10 protein-coding genes and 1 pseudogene are annotated in these 15,038 nt (G+C 65.6%); 5 read left to right on the plus strand and 6 right to left on the minus strand.

All coding sequences use genetic code 11. The annotated features are described in order from the left end of the window. Positions 1 to 102 precede the first annotated feature (102 nt). Positions 103 to 4,836 (plus strand): glutamate synthase large subunit, encoded by a 4,734-nt coding sequence (gene gltB / locus GGD67_RS06920; protein WP_018316170.1) that lies wholly within the window; start codon positions 103 to 105, stop codon positions 4,834 to 4,836. A 160-nt stretch (positions 4,837 to 4,996) separates the two neighbouring features. After that, positions 4,997 to 6,448, plus strand: a complete 1,452-nt coding sequence (locus GGD67_RS06925; protein ID WP_179731786.1) for a glutamate synthase subunit beta — start codon at positions 4,997 to 4,999, stop codon at positions 6,446 to 6,448. A gap of 202 nt (positions 6,449 to 6,650) precedes the next feature. On the opposite strand, the gene GGD67_RS06930 is transcribed toward GGD67_RS06925, so the two are convergent. After that, positions 6,651 to 8,408 (minus strand): outer membrane beta-barrel protein, encoded by a 1,758-nt coding sequence (locus GGD67_RS06930; RefSeq protein ID WP_179731788.1) that lies wholly within the window; start codon positions 8,406 to 8,408, stop codon positions 6,651 to 6,653. A 193-nt stretch (positions 8,409 to 8,601) separates the two neighbouring features. Between GGD67_RS06930 and GGD67_RS06935 the strand changes: the two genes are divergently transcribed. Further along, entirely contained in the window at positions 8,602 to 9,609 is a 1,008-nt protein-coding gene (locus tag GGD67_RS06935) for an SIS domain-containing protein (RefSeq protein WP_179731790.1), read from the plus strand. 40 nt (positions 9,610 to 9,649) lie between these two features. On the opposite strand, the pseudogene GGD67_RS06940 reads toward GGD67_RS06935, so the two are convergent. After that, positions 9,650 to 10,198 (minus strand): annotated as a pseudogene (locus tag GGD67_RS06940) (carboxymuconolactone decarboxylase family protein); the annotation flags it as partial. 74 nt (positions 10,199 to 10,272) lie between these two features. Between GGD67_RS06940 and GGD67_RS06945 the strand changes: the two are divergent. Further along, on the plus strand, positions 10,273 to 10,593 hold the full coding sequence (locus GGD67_RS06945; RefSeq protein ID WP_092255516.1) for a helix-turn-helix domain-containing protein: 321 nt from the start codon (positions 10,273 to 10,275) through the stop codon (positions 10,591 to 10,593). A 201-nt stretch (positions 10,594 to 10,794) separates the two neighbouring features. Here GGD67_RS06945 and GGD67_RS06950 read toward each other — a convergent pair whose 3' ends face one another. The 4 genes from GGD67_RS06950 to hemH form a co-directional block, all read right to left on the minus strand. Further along, positions 10,795 to 11,238, minus strand: coding sequence for an NfeD family protein (locus GGD67_RS06950; protein WP_179732242.1), 444 nt, complete (start codon positions 11,236 to 11,238; stop codon positions 10,795 to 10,797). 55 nt (positions 11,239 to 11,293) lie between these two features. Then, positions 11,294 to 12,298 carry an SPFH domain-containing protein gene (locus tag GGD67_RS06955; protein WP_018316177.1) on the minus strand — a complete coding sequence of 335 codons (1,005 nt, stop codon included), beginning with the start codon at positions 12,296 to 12,298 and terminating at the stop codon, positions 11,294 to 11,296. Between the two features lie 223 nt (positions 12,299 to 12,521). Next, positions 12,522 to 13,493, minus strand: a complete 972-nt coding sequence (locus GGD67_RS06960) for an ABC transporter substrate-binding protein (RefSeq protein WP_179731793.1) — start codon at positions 13,491 to 13,493, stop codon at positions 12,522 to 12,524. A gap of 10 nt (positions 13,494 to 13,503) precedes the next feature. Further along, positions 13,504 to 14,541: a ferrochelatase gene (gene hemH, locus GGD67_RS06965; protein WP_179731795.1), complete on the minus strand. Its 1,038-nt coding sequence runs from the start codon at positions 14,539 to 14,541 to the stop codon at positions 13,504 to 13,506. Between the two features lie 83 nt (positions 14,542 to 14,624). Here hemH and GGD67_RS06970 point away from each other — a divergent pair, with 83 nt between their 5' ends. Beyond that, positions 14,625 to 15,023, plus strand: a complete 399-nt coding sequence (locus GGD67_RS06970) for an MAPEG family protein (RefSeq protein WP_018316180.1) — start codon at positions 14,625 to 14,627, stop codon at positions 15,021 to 15,023. Positions 15,024 to 15,038 lie beyond the last annotated feature (15 nt).

The following is a 15,038-nucleotide window of genomic DNA, read 5'->3' on the forward strand; positions in this document are numbered from 1 at the left end:
CGCTAGCGGACGAGCGGTGACCCAGAGGCGGGTGCCGCGGAACGCCCAAGGTGCGCCGATGATGGCGGTGAGGCAGCTTGCCGCATGGAGAGGATTGGAACAATGAACGGGTCGCAATTCGAGCGCGCAAACATCGTGGCAGAAGAGCTGTCGGCGACGGTCGCCTCGAAAACGACCGATCCGATTCAGGAACACAATTCGCGCCCGCCAGCCGTTGGCCTCTACGATCCGAGCCTGGAAAAGGATTCCTGCGGCGTCGGCTTCATCGCCAATATCAAGGGCAAGAAGTCGCACGAGATCGTCGCGGACGCGCTGAGCATCCTGTGCAATCTCGAGCACCGTGGCGCCGTCGGCGCCGACCCGCGCGCCGGTGACGGCGCCGGCATCCTGGTGCAGATCCCGCACGCCTTCTTCAGCCGCAAGGCGAAGGAGCTCGGCTTCGCATTGCCCGCACCCGGCGAATACGCCATCGGCGCGCTGTTCATGCCGCGCGACACCGCATGGCGCAACGTCATCAAGAGCATCATCGCCGACCAGATCAAGGAGGAGGGCCTGACCCTGCTCGGCTGGCGCGACGTGCCGACCGATAATTCCTCGCTCGGCGTCACCGTGAAGCCGACCGAGCCCGCCTGCATGCAGGTGTTCATCGGCCGCAACGGCACCGCCAAGACCGAGGACGAGTTCGAGCGTCGGCTCTACATCCTGCGCAAGTCGATCTCGCAGGCGATCTACCAGCGCCGCGACCGCGGGCTCGCAGGCTATTACCCCTGCTCGATGTCCTGCCGCACCGTGATCTACAAGGGCATGTTCCTCGCCGACCAGCTCGGCAAGTACTATCCCGATCTGCACGAGACAGATTTCGAGAGCGCGCTCGCGCTGGTGCATCAGCGCTTCTCGACCAACACCTTCCCGGCCTGGTCGCTGGCGCATCCCTATCGCATGATCGCGCATAACGGCGAGATCAACACGCTGCGCGGCAACACCAACTGGATGGCGGCGCGCCAGGCTTCAGTGAGCTCCGAGCTCTACGGCAAGGACATCAACCGGCTCTGGCCGATCTCCTACGAAGGACAGTCGGACACCGCCTGCTTCGACAACGCGCTCGAATTCCTGGTGCAGGGCGGCTACTCGCTGCCGCACGCCGTCATGATGATGATTCCGGAGGCGTGGGCCGGCAATCCGCTGATGGATGAGAAGCGCCGCGCCTTCTACGAATATCATGCCGCGCTGATGGAGCCGTGGGACGGCCCCGCCGCGATCGCCTTCACCGACGGTCGCCAGATCGGCGCCACGCTCGACCGCAACGGCCTGCGGCCCGCGCGCTATCTCGTCACCAAGGACGACCGCATCGTGATGGCGTCCGAAATGGGCGTGCTGACGATCCCCGAGGACCAGATCATCACCAAGTGGCGCTTGCAGCCCGGCAAGATGCTGCTGGTCGACCTCGAGCAGGGCCGCCTGATCCCGGACGACGAGATCAAGGCCGAGCTCGCCAAGAGCCACCCCTACAAGGAGTGGCTGGAGCGGACCCAGATCGTGCTGGAAGAGCTGCCGAAGGTGCCGACGACAGGCGTGCGCTCCAATTTGTCGCTGCTCGATCGCCAGCAGGCGTTCGGCTACAGCCAGGAAGACATCGCGATCCTGATGACGCCGATGGCGGCCACGGGTGAGGAAGCCGCGGGCTCGATGGGCAACGACACGCCGATCTCGGCGCTGTCGGACAAGGCCAAGCCGCTATTCACCTACTTCAAGCAGAACTTCGCACAGGTCACCAACCCGCCGATCGACCCGATCCGCGAGGAGCTGGTGATGAGCCTCGTCTCCATCATTGGACCGCGGCCGAACCTGTTCGATCTGCAGGGCCTTGCCACCACCAAGCGCCTCGAAGCGCGCCAGCCGATCCTGACCGACGCGGATCTCGAAAAGATCCGCTCGATCTCGGATGTTGCCGAGTCGCACTTCAAGTCGCGCACGCTGGACACCACCTTCCACGCCGGTCTCGGTGCGGCCGGCATGGACCAGGTGCTCGACGAGCTCTGCGCGCGCGCCGAAAGCGCGGTGCGCGAGGGCGTCAACATCATCATCCTGTCCGACCGCATGGTCGGCACCGACCGGGTGCCGATCCCGGCACTGCTGGCCTGCGCCGCCGTGCATCATCATCTGATCCGCGTCGGACTGCGCACCTCGGTCGGTCTCGTCGTCGAATCCGGCGAGCCGCGCGAAGTGCATCACTTCGCCTGCCTGGCCGGCTACGGCGCCGAGGCGATCAATCCTTATCTCGCGTTCGAAACCATCGTCGCGATGAAGGACCGCCTGCCCGGCTCGCTCGACGATTACGAGATCGTCAAGCGCTACATCAAGTCGATCGGCAAGGGCCTTTTGAAGGTGATGTCCAAGATGGGCATCTCGACCTACCAGTCCTATTGCGGCGCGCAGATTTTTGACGCGGTCGGCCTCAAGGCGGACTTCGTCGCAAAGTTCTTCGCGGGCACGCATACCCGCGTCGAGGGCGTCGGCCTTGGCGAGATCGCCGAGGAGGCGGTGCGCCGTCATGCCGACGCGTTCGGCGAGGCGCAGGTCTACAAGACCGCGCTCGACGTCGGCGGCGAATACGCCTATCGCAGCCGCGGCGAGGACCATGCCTGGACCGCCGAATCGGTGTCGCTGCTGCAGCACGCCGCGCGCGGCAATTCGCAGGAGCGCTATCGCGCCTTCGCAAAGATCCTCAACGAGCAGTCGGAGCGGCTTCTGACGCTGCGCGGCCTGTTCCGGATCAAGAACGCCGACGAAGAGAAGCGCAAGCCGATCCCGGTCGACCAGGTCGAGCCCGCCAAGGACATCGTCAGGCGCTTCGCCACGGGTGCGATGAGCTTCGGCTCGATCTCGCGCGAGGCCCACACCACGCTCGCCATCGCCATGAACCGGATCGGCGGCAAGTCGAACACCGGCGAAGGCGGCGAGGAAGCCGACCGCTTCAAGCCGATGCCGAACGGCGATTCCATGCGTTCGGCGATCAAGCAGGTCGCCTCGGGCCGCTTCGGCGTCACCACGGAGTATCTCGTCAACTCCGACATGATGCAGATCAAGATGGCGCAGGGCGCCAAGCCCGGCGAAGGCGGTCAGTTGCCCGGCCACAAGGTCGATGCAACCATCGCCAAGGTCCGGCACTCGACGCCGGGCGTCGGCCTGATCTCGCCGCCGCCGCACCACGACATCTACTCGATCGAGGATCTGGCGCAGCTCATCTACGATCTCAAGAACGTCAACCCGACGGGCGACGTCTCGGTCAAGCTCGTCTCCGAGATCGGCGTCGGCACGGTGGCCGCGGGCGTTGCCAAGGCGCGCGCCGACCATGTCACCATCGCCGGCTTCGAAGGCGGCACCGGTGCCTCACCCCTGACCTCGATCAAGCACGCCGGCTCGCCCTGGGAGATTGGGCTAGCCGAAACCCACCAGACCCTGGTGCGCGAGCGGCTGCGCAGCCGCATCGTGGTCCAGGTCGACGGCGGCTTCCGCACCGGCCGTGACGTCGTGATCGGCGCATTGCTGGGCGCCGACGAGTTCGGCTTCGCCACCGCCCCCTTGATCGCGGCCGGCTGCATCATGATGCGCAAGTGTCATCTCAACACCTGCCCGGTCGGCGTCGCGACCCAGGACCCCGTCCTGCGCAAGCGCTTCACCGGTCAGCCCGAGCACGTGATCAACTACTTCTTCTTCGTTGCGGAGGAAGTCCGCGAGATCATGGCTTCGCTCGGGTTCCGGACCTTCAACGAGATGGTCGGCCAGGTTCAGCTGCTCGACCAGACCAAACTTGTCGCGCACTGGAAGGCCAAGGGCCTCGATTTCTCCAAGCTGTTCGTCAAGCAGAAGGAAGAGAAGGGCCAGAAGATCTATCACTCCGAGCGCCAGAACCATCATCTGGAGGCGGTGCTCGACCGCTCGCTGATCGAGAAGGCAACGCCTGCGCTCGATCGCGGCGCGCCGGTGAAGATCGAGGCCACGATCAACAGCACCAACCGCTCCGCGGGCGCGATGCTGTCCGGTGCGGTCGCCAAGATCTACGGCCATGCCGGCCTGCCGCACGACACCATCCATGTCAGCCTCAAGGGCACCGCAGGCCAGGCTTTCGGCGCCTGGCTCGCCCACGGCGTCACCTTCGAGCTCGAAGGTGAAGGCAACGACTATGTCGGCAAGGGTCTCTCGGGCGGCAAGATCATCGTCAAGCCGCCGAAGAACTCCGCCATCGTGCCGGAAGAAAGCATCATCGTCGGCAACACCGTGATGTACGGCGCGATCGAGGGCGAGTGCTATTTCCGCGGCATCGCCGGCGAACGCTTTGCCGTGCGCAACTCGGGCGCGGTCGCCGTGGTCGAGGGCGCGGGGGATCATTGCTGCGAATACATGACCGGCGGCATCGTGGTCGTGCTCGGCAAGACCGGGCGCAACTTCGCGGCCGGCATGTCCGGCGGCATCGCCTACGTGGTCGACGAGACCGGTGATTTCGACAGGCTGTGCAACATGGCGATGGTCGAGCTCGAGCCGGTGCTGTCGGAGGAACTGATCAACGCCGGCACCTATCACCATTCCGGTGACCTCGAGGCGCACGGCCGGGTCGACGTGTTCAACAACCTGCTCGCCTCCGACGTCGAGCGGCTGCACGTCCTGATCTCGCGCCATGCGAAAGCCACCGGCTCCAAGCGCGCCGCCGACATCCTTGCCAATTGGAAGGAATGGCTGCCCAAATTCCGCAAGGTGATGCCGGTCGAGTACCGGCGCGCGCTGCGCGAGATGGCCGCCAACGCGGACGCCGAGCCGAAAATCGCGATCGGAGCGTAAGAGAAAGCCCTCATGGTGAGGAGGCGCGGAAAGCGCCGCCTCGAACCATGAGACCACCATCCGGGCCTCTATCCTTCGAGACGCGGCGCGAAGAGCGCGCCGCTCCTCAGGATGAGGAGTGAGAGAACAAAGAACTTAAGCGGCAGGGACTTCGGGTTTAATGGGCAAGATCACGGGTTTTCTGGAAATCGAACGGCACGACCGCAAGTACACCCCGGTCGCCGAACGGGTGAAGCATTACAACGAGTTCGTCGTTCCCTTGACCGAGAAGGAAACGCGCGACCAGGCCGCGCGCTGCATGAATTGCGGCATTCCCTATTGCCACGGCACCGGCTCGGTCGCGCCCGGCACGCCCGGCTGCCCGGTCAACAACCAGATCCCCGACTGGAACGACCTCGTCTACCAGGGCAATTGGGAAGAAGCCTCGCGCAATCTGCACTCGACCAACAATTTCCCGGAGTTCACGGGACGCATCTGTCCGGCGCCGTGCGAGGCCTCCTGCACGCTCAACATCGACGACAACCCCGTCACCATCAAGACCATCGAATGCGCGATCGTCGACCGCGCCTGGGACAATGGCTGGCTCAAGCCCGAGATCGCTGCGGTCAAGACCGGCAAGAAGGTCGCGGTGATCGGCTCGGGCCCGGCCGGCATGGCCTGCGCACAGCAGCTCGCGCGCGCCGGCCACGACGTGCATCTGTTCGAGAAGTACGCCAAGGCCGGCGGCCTGCTGCGTTACGGCATTCCCGACTTCAAGATGGAGAAGGGCGTCATCGACCGCCGCGTCAAGCAGATGGAAGGCGAAGGCGTCACCTTCCACTACAACAGCCATGTCGGCTCCGACGGCAATGTCGATCCGCGCGAGATGCTCAACGAGTATGACGCCGTGGCGCTGACCGGCGGCGCGGAAGCCCCGCGCGACCTGCCGATTCCCGGCCGCGAGCTGTCAGGCATCCACTATGCCATGGACTTCCTGCCGCAGCAGAACCGCCGCGTCGCCAGCGAGCCACTGAACGGCGTCCAGGAGATCCTGGCCGGCGGCAAGCACGTCGTCGTCATCGGCGGCGGCGACACCGGCTCCGACTGCATCGGCACCTCGCTGCGCCAGGGCGCGCTGTCCGTGACCCAGCTCGAGATCATGCCCGCCCCGCCCGAGCGCGAGAACAAGGGCCTGACCTGGCCGAATTGGCCGCTGAAGATGCGGACGTCCTCGAGCCAGGCCGAAGGCGCGGTGCGCGAATACGCCGTGCTGACCCAGAAGTTTTCCGGCGAGAACGGCCAGGTCAAGAAGCTGCACTGCGTGCATGTCGACGACAAGTTCAAGCCGATTGCCGGCACCGAGTTCGAGCTCGATGCCGAGCTCGTCCTGCTCGCCATGGGCTTCGTCCACCCCGTGCACGAGGGCATGCTCAAGATGCTCGCCGTCGAGCTCGACCCGCGCGGCAACGTCAAGGCCAACACGCTGGACTACCAGACCTCCCGCCCGAACGTCTTCACCGCCGGCGACATGCGCCGCGGCCAGTCGCTGGTGGTGTGGGCGATCCGCGAGGGTCGGCTGTGTGCAAGGTCGATCGACACGTTCCTGATGGGGAAGACGGATCTGCCGCGGTGAGCTTTTTGCTCCGCCGCCGGTCAGCAAACGGTGTCATCGCCCGGCTTGACCGGGCGATCCAGTATTCTAGAGACATCTAACGTATACGGATAGGCCGCGGCGTACTGGATGCTCCGGTCAAGCCGGGGCATGACACCGGAGTAAGTGGCGAGAGCGGAGCCGAACCAAGCCGCATGCGCTCAAACGCGCCTCACCGCAGCCCCTAATTCTGCAACCTCACGCCCACCATCACCACCGTCCCCTGCGAGCTCGAGCCCGGCTGGTTCGAATCCAGGATGTCGTGGCGCAGCGTGCCCTTGACCCAGATGTTGCGGTTGAGCTTGTAGATCAAACTGCTCTCGAACGAGTAGGTCTTGTCGTTGCGGTTCTGGCCCTGGTAGTCGAGCGTGCCGTAGGTGAACTTGCCGACGGCGGTGAGCCAGCGGCGGAAGTCGTGGTCGACTTCGGCCGAATAGGTGCGCACCAGCACGCCGGAGGAGCCGGGGATGGTGGTCTCGGCGATCTGCGTGTCGGTGAAGAATTTCACCGTGGTGAGGCCACTCGCATTCCAGATCAGCGAGCCCGTGGTCAGAAACCCTGCGAGCTGGCTGAGGCGCGGGTCGGTGTAGTTGCGCGCGGAATAGCCGACCGAGATTTCGCCGGTGAGGATGCGCGAGAATTCGAAGGACGAGCCGACCTTGGCGTAGCCGCCGTTTGAATCGCGGAAATAGCCGTTGCGGTCGGCGGCCTGGTCGTGGACGCGGGTGTCGCCCTGGATCTCGACGAATGGCTTCAGGCCCGGCTTGAGGTCGTAGGAGAAGCGGCCGATGCCGCCATACTGGTTGAAATCGCGATCGCCGTTGCTGAAGGTCGAGCCGTCGGTGAGCTTGGAGTCCGTGTAGGCGGTGCGATCGACGGTGGCGCCGGCGGCGACCTGGAAACGATTGAAGGTCTGGTCGAAGCCGACGGTGGTGCCGTAGGCGGCGTACACCGGATATTTCTGCAGGCCGGCTTGCACGTTCGGGCTGCCGGGATTGTCGGTGGCGAGCCGCAGGCGCAGCTGCGAGGTCAGCTTGAGATCGCGGTTGACGTCGAGGCGGCCGTCGACATGGCCGGTGAAGTCGGGACGATCGGCCTCGACCGGCGAAGGCGAGGCAAAACCGTTGATCGTCGCCGGCATGTTGTTGGTGTAGCCGGAGAACGAGCCGCGCAGGTCAGCGACCAGCGCGTGGCGCTCCCAGTCGGACATCACCAGAAGATCCGGTGCAACGACATAGACTGGCGATCCCACCGGCTTGTTGAGACGCGTCGGATTGCTGTCGTAGCCGGTGGAGAGCTCGAGCCCGCCCTTGATCAGGAAGCTGCCGGCATAGTCGCCGACGGCTCCGAAAGCATCGTCATCCGCCTTGAGGCGGCGGCGCAGCGGCTGTCCGGGCACGGTGCCCGCCATCGCCGCCGGCACCGGCGCCTTGTTGGCGGACGCGGATGGCGGCGGCGCGATTCTGGGCAGGCCGAGCGTCGAGGGCGGCGGCGCCGTGGTCGGCACCGGCGAGCCGGGCCCGGCGGCGCGCTTCGGCTTCGGCTGGCCCGGATAGAGTTTTGGTTGCTGTCGCTTGCGGTTGAGCGAATCATAGCCGGAGCCGCTCGCGCCGGTGGCGGCGGGCAGTCCGTAGGTCGGGACCTGACCGACGCGCGAGGTCGCCGGCGTCTGCTGGCGTTTGCGCGGATCGGCACTGGGATCGGGCAGTGCCGGCAACGCATCCGACGGCGCCTGCGGCACGCCTGCCGTGCGGCGCGTCGGCAGCGTCTCGGGCGCGGCGAAGCCGCCGCGGTTGGGATTGAACAGATCGGGCGTGAGGCTCTGGCCGGCCGCGGGCGCGCTTGTGAGGGCCGTCAGCGCAAGACCCGGCGCTAGGCACGGCAAAGCCGCGCGCAGGAACTGCGCGCGTTTGCTCCGGCCGGTGCCTGGAGACGACCCCACGATGGAATAACTCCAACGAAATCAAACACTTTCACGGTGACCTCCGCCGGCTGGCGGGAACCATCGTTAATGGAGTTAAAACAATTATGGTTAATGACCGGTTGAGGGCTTAGGCGCGCTCGTCGCCTCCACGGCCGCGGCGTGCTAATGAGGCGCCGACCGGGCAAACGCCCCCTCCTCCCTGGACCAGAACATGCCGAGTTCGAAACCGCTGATGACCCAATCATCCGGCCCCATCCCCGACAGCGTCGAATCCGCGCTCCGCACGCTGGAGACGGAGAGCGGCGGCATCAACGCGCTCGCAGCCGCCCTGCGCGGCCCGCTGGGCGAAACGTTTGCCAAGGCGGTCGATCTGATCCGCAACGCCAAGGGCCGCGTCATCGTCACCGGGCTCGGCAAGTCGGGCCATATGGGGCGCAAGATCGCGGCGACGCTGGCCTCGACCGGCACCCCCGCCTTCTTCGTGCATGCCGCGGAGGCCGGCCATGGCGATCTCGGCATGATCACCACCGACGACGTCATCATGGCGCTGTCCTGGTCCGGCGAGCAGCCGGAGATGAAGAACCTCGTGAACTACTCGGCGCGGTTCGCCATTCCCATGATCGCGGTGACGTCGAACGCGGCCTCCTCGCTGGGACAAGCCGCCGACCTCGTGATCGAGCTGCCGAAGGCGCGCGAGGCCTGCCCGCACAATCTGGCGCCGACCACCTCGACCCTGATGCAGGCCGCGATCGGCGATGCCCTCGCGATCGCGCTGCTCGAAGGCCGCGGCTTCACCGCGCTGGAGTTCGCGCATTTCCACCCCGGCGGCAAGCTGGGCGCGATGCTGAAATTCGTCCGCGACTATATGCGCACCGGCGCCGAGATCCCGGTCAAGCCCCTGGGCACCAAGATGTCGGAGGCCGTGGTCGAGATGTCGGCCAAGGGCCTCGGCTGCGTCTGCATCGTCAACGAAGCAAACGAGGTCGCAGGCATCATCACCGACGGTGATCTGCGCCGCCACATGCGGCCCGATTTGCTGACGGCGTCGGTCGACGAGATCATGACGAAGCAGCCGAAGACCGTGCCGCCGTCCATGCTCGCCACCGAGATGATCGAAGTGCTGAACACAAGCAAGATCACGACGCTGGTCGTGACCGAGGCGGGCAAGGTGGTGGGCATCGTGCATCTGCACGATCTGCTGAGGGCGGGCGTGGCGTAATTTCTTCGCCTCTCCCCGCTTGCGGGGCGAGGGAGTCCACCGCCGGAAATCGCGCCGCGTTCTCCTCCAGCGGCAGCCGCAGCCCGTTCGCCAGATACGACACCGTGCGATAGAAGCCGCACAGCAGCATGATCTCCAGGATCTGCGCCTCGTCGTAATGCGCGGAGAGCGCGGCGAACTCGGCGTCGCTGAACGTCGCGCGGTGATGCAGCGCGTCGACCGCTGCGATCAGCGCCTGTTCGGCCGGCGACCAGCACGGTGACGTCGCATCGCCCTGCACGGTGGCACGCACCTCGTCTTCGGCGAGCTTCGCCGGCCCGGCGAAAACCGCGACATGCACGCCCCATTCATACTCGCATCTGTTCAGCGCGCAGGTGCGGTCGATGACGATTTCGCGCTGGCGCAGGGAGAGCGGGCCGGGATCGAGCAGGCCGCCGGCGCGAAACTTGTCCCAGGCGCGAGCATGGCCTGCCATCACCCGGAACAGCACCAGCGGCGCCGCGCCGCGCATGATGCGATCGAACTGCGCCTGGATCTCCGGGGGATAAGGCGGGGTGAGCGGGGCAATGCGCGGCGTGGACTGGGACATCGGCCGCCTCCTTTGCTACATTTATTGTAGCAATACGCTACACTATCTGTAGCACGACGCAAGGGGGCGGGGCGATGGCAAAACAGGCAGCATCAGGAAGCGTCCGCGGCTCGCGCACCGGGCGGCCGATCATGGCGCTGCTGGACCTGCTCGGCCGGCGCTGGAGCCTGCGAATATTGTGGGAGTTGCGCGGCGAGCCCCTCACCTCCCGCGCATTGCGCACCGCCTGCGACGAGGCCTCACCGACCGTGCTGCAAGCGCGACTGACGGAGCTGCGCGAGGCGGGGTTCGTGGAGCTGGGGGAAGGCGGAGGCTATGGGCTGACGCCGCTCGGGCGGGAATTGTGCGAGATGGTCATGCCGCTGCACCGGTTTGCGGAGAGGTGGAAGGGGTAGCGCTTTTTCTTACCCTCCCCTGGGGGGGTCCGGGACGAGCGAAGCTCGCCCGTGGGTCGGCTCACATGGAGCGTAGCGAAATGTGAGACGGGGTGGGGTGACGGTCTCTCCACGGCGGCAGCGCCCGTGTTGAGAGATCACCCCACCCCGCTCGCGCTACGCGCGATCGACCCTCCCCCTCCAGGGGAGGGTAAGAGACGGCTACGCCGCCGCCACGGTCAGGTTCGCACCGTCGACCTGCACCACCTTCACCCGCGTCCCGGCCGGCGTATCCGGACCTGCGACGCGCCACACGGTGTCGCCGATGCGCACGGTGCCGCTGCCGTCGATGATCGGCTTCTCCAGCGTGAACTCGCGCCCCAGCAGTGCCTCGGTGCGCTTGTTGAGGAACGGGCTGGCGCTTGCATCCGGCTTCGGCCGCGCAAGGCGGCGCCATATCGGCACGGCGGCGGCGGCAAACACCGCGAACATCACGAGCTGGATCTGCCACGATAGGACGACGGTGAACGAGATCAGGCCGACGAGCAGCGCGGCGAGCCCGAGCCAGAACAGGAATATGCCCGGCGCCAGCACCTCCAGCGCCATCAGGACGAAGCCGAAGATCAGCCAATTCCAGCTGCCGAGCGATACGAACATGTCGATCATGACACGACCTTCCATCATGGTGCATGCCCCCGTGCGGAGGGACATGCTCCGGTGACTATCCCTGCCGCGGCGGCACCGCCGGCGGCGTGCTGCCTGTCGTCGGCACCGAGCCGGTGCGGCGGGCGGCGGCGGCTGCGGAGGCGGCGCTTTCGCCGAACGTTGCCTTTGCGATCTCGCCGATGCCGGCGAGCGAGCCCAGCATGGAGGTTGCTTCCATCGGCAGCATAATGATCTTCTGGTTCGGCGCGTCCGCGAACTGGCCGAACGCCTTGATATATTTGTCGGCGATGAAATAGTTCAACGCGGCGACGTCGCCCTTGCCGATCGCTTCCGACACCGCCAGCGTCGCCTTGGCTTCGGCCTCGGCCAGACGCTCGCGCGCCTCGGCGTCGCGGAAGGCGGCCTCGCGGCGGCCTTCGGCCTGGAGGATCTGGCCCTGCTTGGCGCCCTCGGCGCGCAAAATCTCGGACTGGCGCTGGCCTTCAGCGGCGAGAATGTCGGCGCGCTTGACGCGCTCGGCCTTCATCTGCCGGCCCATGGCTTCGACGAGGTCGGCTGGCGGCACGATGTCCTTGATCTCGATGCGGTTGACCTTGACGCCCCAGGGCGACACCGCGGCGTCGACGACGCGCAGCAGGCGCTCGTTGATCTCGTCGCGGTGCGACAGCACCTGGTCGAGATCCATCGACCCCATCACCGAGCGGATGTTGGTCATGGTCAGGACCGTGATCGCCTGGGTCAGATTGGCGACCTCGTAGCTCGCCTTCGCGGCGTCGAACACCTGGTAGAAGGCAACGCCGTCCACCGTTACCGTGGCGTTGTCCTTGGTGATGACCTCCTGCTCGGGGATGTCGATCACCTGCTCCATCATGTTGATCTTGCGGCCGACGCGATCGAAATAGGGCACGATCAGATTGAGCCCGGGGCTCAGCGTCTGGGTGTATTTGCCGAACCGCTCGATGGTCCAGTCATAGCCCTGCGGCACCGTCTTCACGCCGGCAACCAGCGTGACGATGACGAGCAACACCAGAACAATCGCGAAAATGTCGAAACCGCTCATATTTCCTCCAAGGCAGGAAAATGCCTATTCCCGCGCTGTCATTGGTCGGGAGTGCAACCCTACCGGTTCAGCGGTCGCAATTCACGTCGGTATCGGGCTAATTCTGCACAAGTCATCCAGGCGGGGAAGGATCACGATATGTATTTGCGGCGGGACCTTGAAAGCGTGCAGCGGAAACCTAGCGGCGAAAATTAACGAATCTGAAGGCGCACGTTAGACGATTTCATTCGATCACGTCATTCGCGAGGGCGATGAGGCCCGGGTGAAGTGTGACGCCGCACTCCCTAGCGGCCTTGAGGTTGACCGCTAGCTCGAACTTGGTGGGGTTCTGCACTGGCAGGTCGGCTGGCCGCGCGCCCTTCAGAATGCGGTCGATATAGTCCGCGGCGCGGCGGAGCTGCTCGGCGCTGTCGGTGCTGTAGGACATCAGCCCGCCCTCGTCGACGAAGGTGCGGCTCCAGAACACCGCCGGCACGCGCGCCTGCGCGATCGCCGCCAGAAGCTGGCCGCGATTGGCCATGGTGAAGAAGTCCGGCAGGATCAGAAGGCCGCCGTCCCTCCGCGAAGCCAGCGCTGCTATGGAGACGGCGTCATGCACCGGCGCGGGCTCGACCGTCACCTGAAGGGTCCGTGCGGCGTCCTCGATCGTGCGCAGCATCAACGGCGCGAACGGGGCGGTGGCGGGATTGTAGACGACGAAGACGCGAGACACCTTTGGCGTGACCTGCGTCAGCATCTCCAGCCATTTGCCGGCCAACGGGCCGTCGTAATCGGTAAAGCCGGTGACGTTGCCGCCGGGATGCGCGAGGTTTTCGACAAAGCCCTGGCTGACGGGATCGGTGACGACGGCGAACACGATCGGGATCGTGGTGGTGCGCTGGCGCAGCTCCTCGACCGAAGGCGTGCCGACCGCCAGCAGGACGTCGGGCTTGAGCGCGATCAGCTCGTCGGCGAGCCGCGCGATGCGCGCGCGGTCCCCGCCACCGCTGCGCCAGTCCATCTTGAGGTTGTCGCGCTCTTTCAGGCCATGTCCGGCGAGCGCCTCGAGCAGGACCATGCTGCGGATCTGGCCGATCGCATCATCGGCAGCCGTGACCGAGAGAACGCCGAGCCGACGTGCTGGTTGCTGCGCCAGCACCGAGGACGGCAACGCGACGACGGTCCCAAGAAGCGCCAGACACTCACGGCGGTTCATGAGGCGCCCATCAGATCCAGCCCTGGAGCTCGCGCAGCACCAGGGTGCGGATCACGTCCATGCCCGGGTCGCTGTCGTTGAGGCAGGGGATCGCAGAAAACTGCTCGCCACCATTGTGCTTGAAGATCTCGGCGTTCTCCTGCGCGATCTCCTCGAGCGTCTCCAGGCAGTCGGCGGAAAAGCCCGGCGTCACCACCGCGAGGCGGCGCACGCCTTCCTTCGCGAGCCGCTCCATGGTCTTGTCGGTGTAAGGCTGGAGCCACTCGGCATTGCCGAAGCGCGACTGGAAGGTCAGCAGCAGTTTGGTCTCGTCCATGCCGAGCCGGCGGCGCAGTGCCGCCGTGGTTGCGATGCAGTGCTGCTGATAGGGGTCGCCCTTGTCGACATAGGATTTCGGCATGCCGTGGAACGACGCCACGATCAGCTCCGGCTTGAAGGACAGCGTTGCCAGATGCGTCTCGATCGAGACGGCAAGCGCCTCGATATAGGCCGCATCCTCGTAATAAGGCGGCGTCACCCGCAGCGTCGGCTGGTTACGCAAACGGGCGAGCACGCGGAACACTTCGTCGCAGACCGTCGCCGAGGTCGAGGCGGAATATTGCGGATAGAGCGGGACCGCCAGGATGCGCTCGCAGCCTTTCGCGATCAGTGCGTCGATGCCCGACTTGATCGAGGGATTGCCGTAGCGCATCGCCCAGTCGACCACGACGTGGGCCCGGTCCGACAGGGCGGCGGCCAGCTTGTCGCTCTGCGACCGCGTGATGGTCTTCAGCGGCGACTCGTTCTTCTCGGTGTTCCAGATCTTCTGGTAGTCGAGCGCCTTGGTGCGGGGGCGGCTGCGCAGGATGATGCCGTTCAGCACGAACTTCCAGACCAGGCCCTGATCCTCGATGACGCGGGCGTCCGAGAGGAACTCCTTCAGGTAGACCCGCACGCCGGGCGCATCGGCCGTGTCGGGCGTTCCGAGATTGATCAGGAGCACGCCAGTGCGCGGCAGGGCGGATTGGGCGGCCGGTCTCGCGGCCTCGATGGGGACGACACTGGTCATGGCTCTGTGGGTCGCGCGTTGGTCCGAACTTGTCAAGATGAGGCCGGTTTCGCTAGGGTCGCACCCAGGCAGGGGAGGCAAAGATGACACTCGCGGAATGGTGCGTCTTTGGAGCGCTGCTGCTCTATCTGTCGACGATCGGCTCGATCAAATGGATCAGGTTTCGCCGCTTCGACAATTCCCGGCCACGCGACCCCGCCTTCTACGAGGACGCGCTCTCGCAGCGCGCGCTCGGCGCGCACCAGAATGGCATCGAGACCTTCCCGTTCTTCGCCTTCGCGGTGCTGCTCGCCGAATTCAGGGATTCGCCGCAGCGGCTGATCGACGAACTCGCGGCCCTCTTCCTCATCGTGCGCCTTGCCTATGTGCTGACCTATCTCGGCAACCGCCCGACGCTGCGCTCGATCCTCTGGAGCATCGGCTTTGCGATCAATCTCGGGATCTTCTTCATGCCGGCGCTGAAGCGGTTTCTGCCGGTGTGAGGTTTGCGACCGTAG

Source organism: Bradyrhizobium sp. IAR9, assembly GCF_013408065.1.
GTDB lineage: Bacteria > Pseudomonadota > Alphaproteobacteria > Rhizobiales > Xanthobacteraceae > Bradyrhizobium.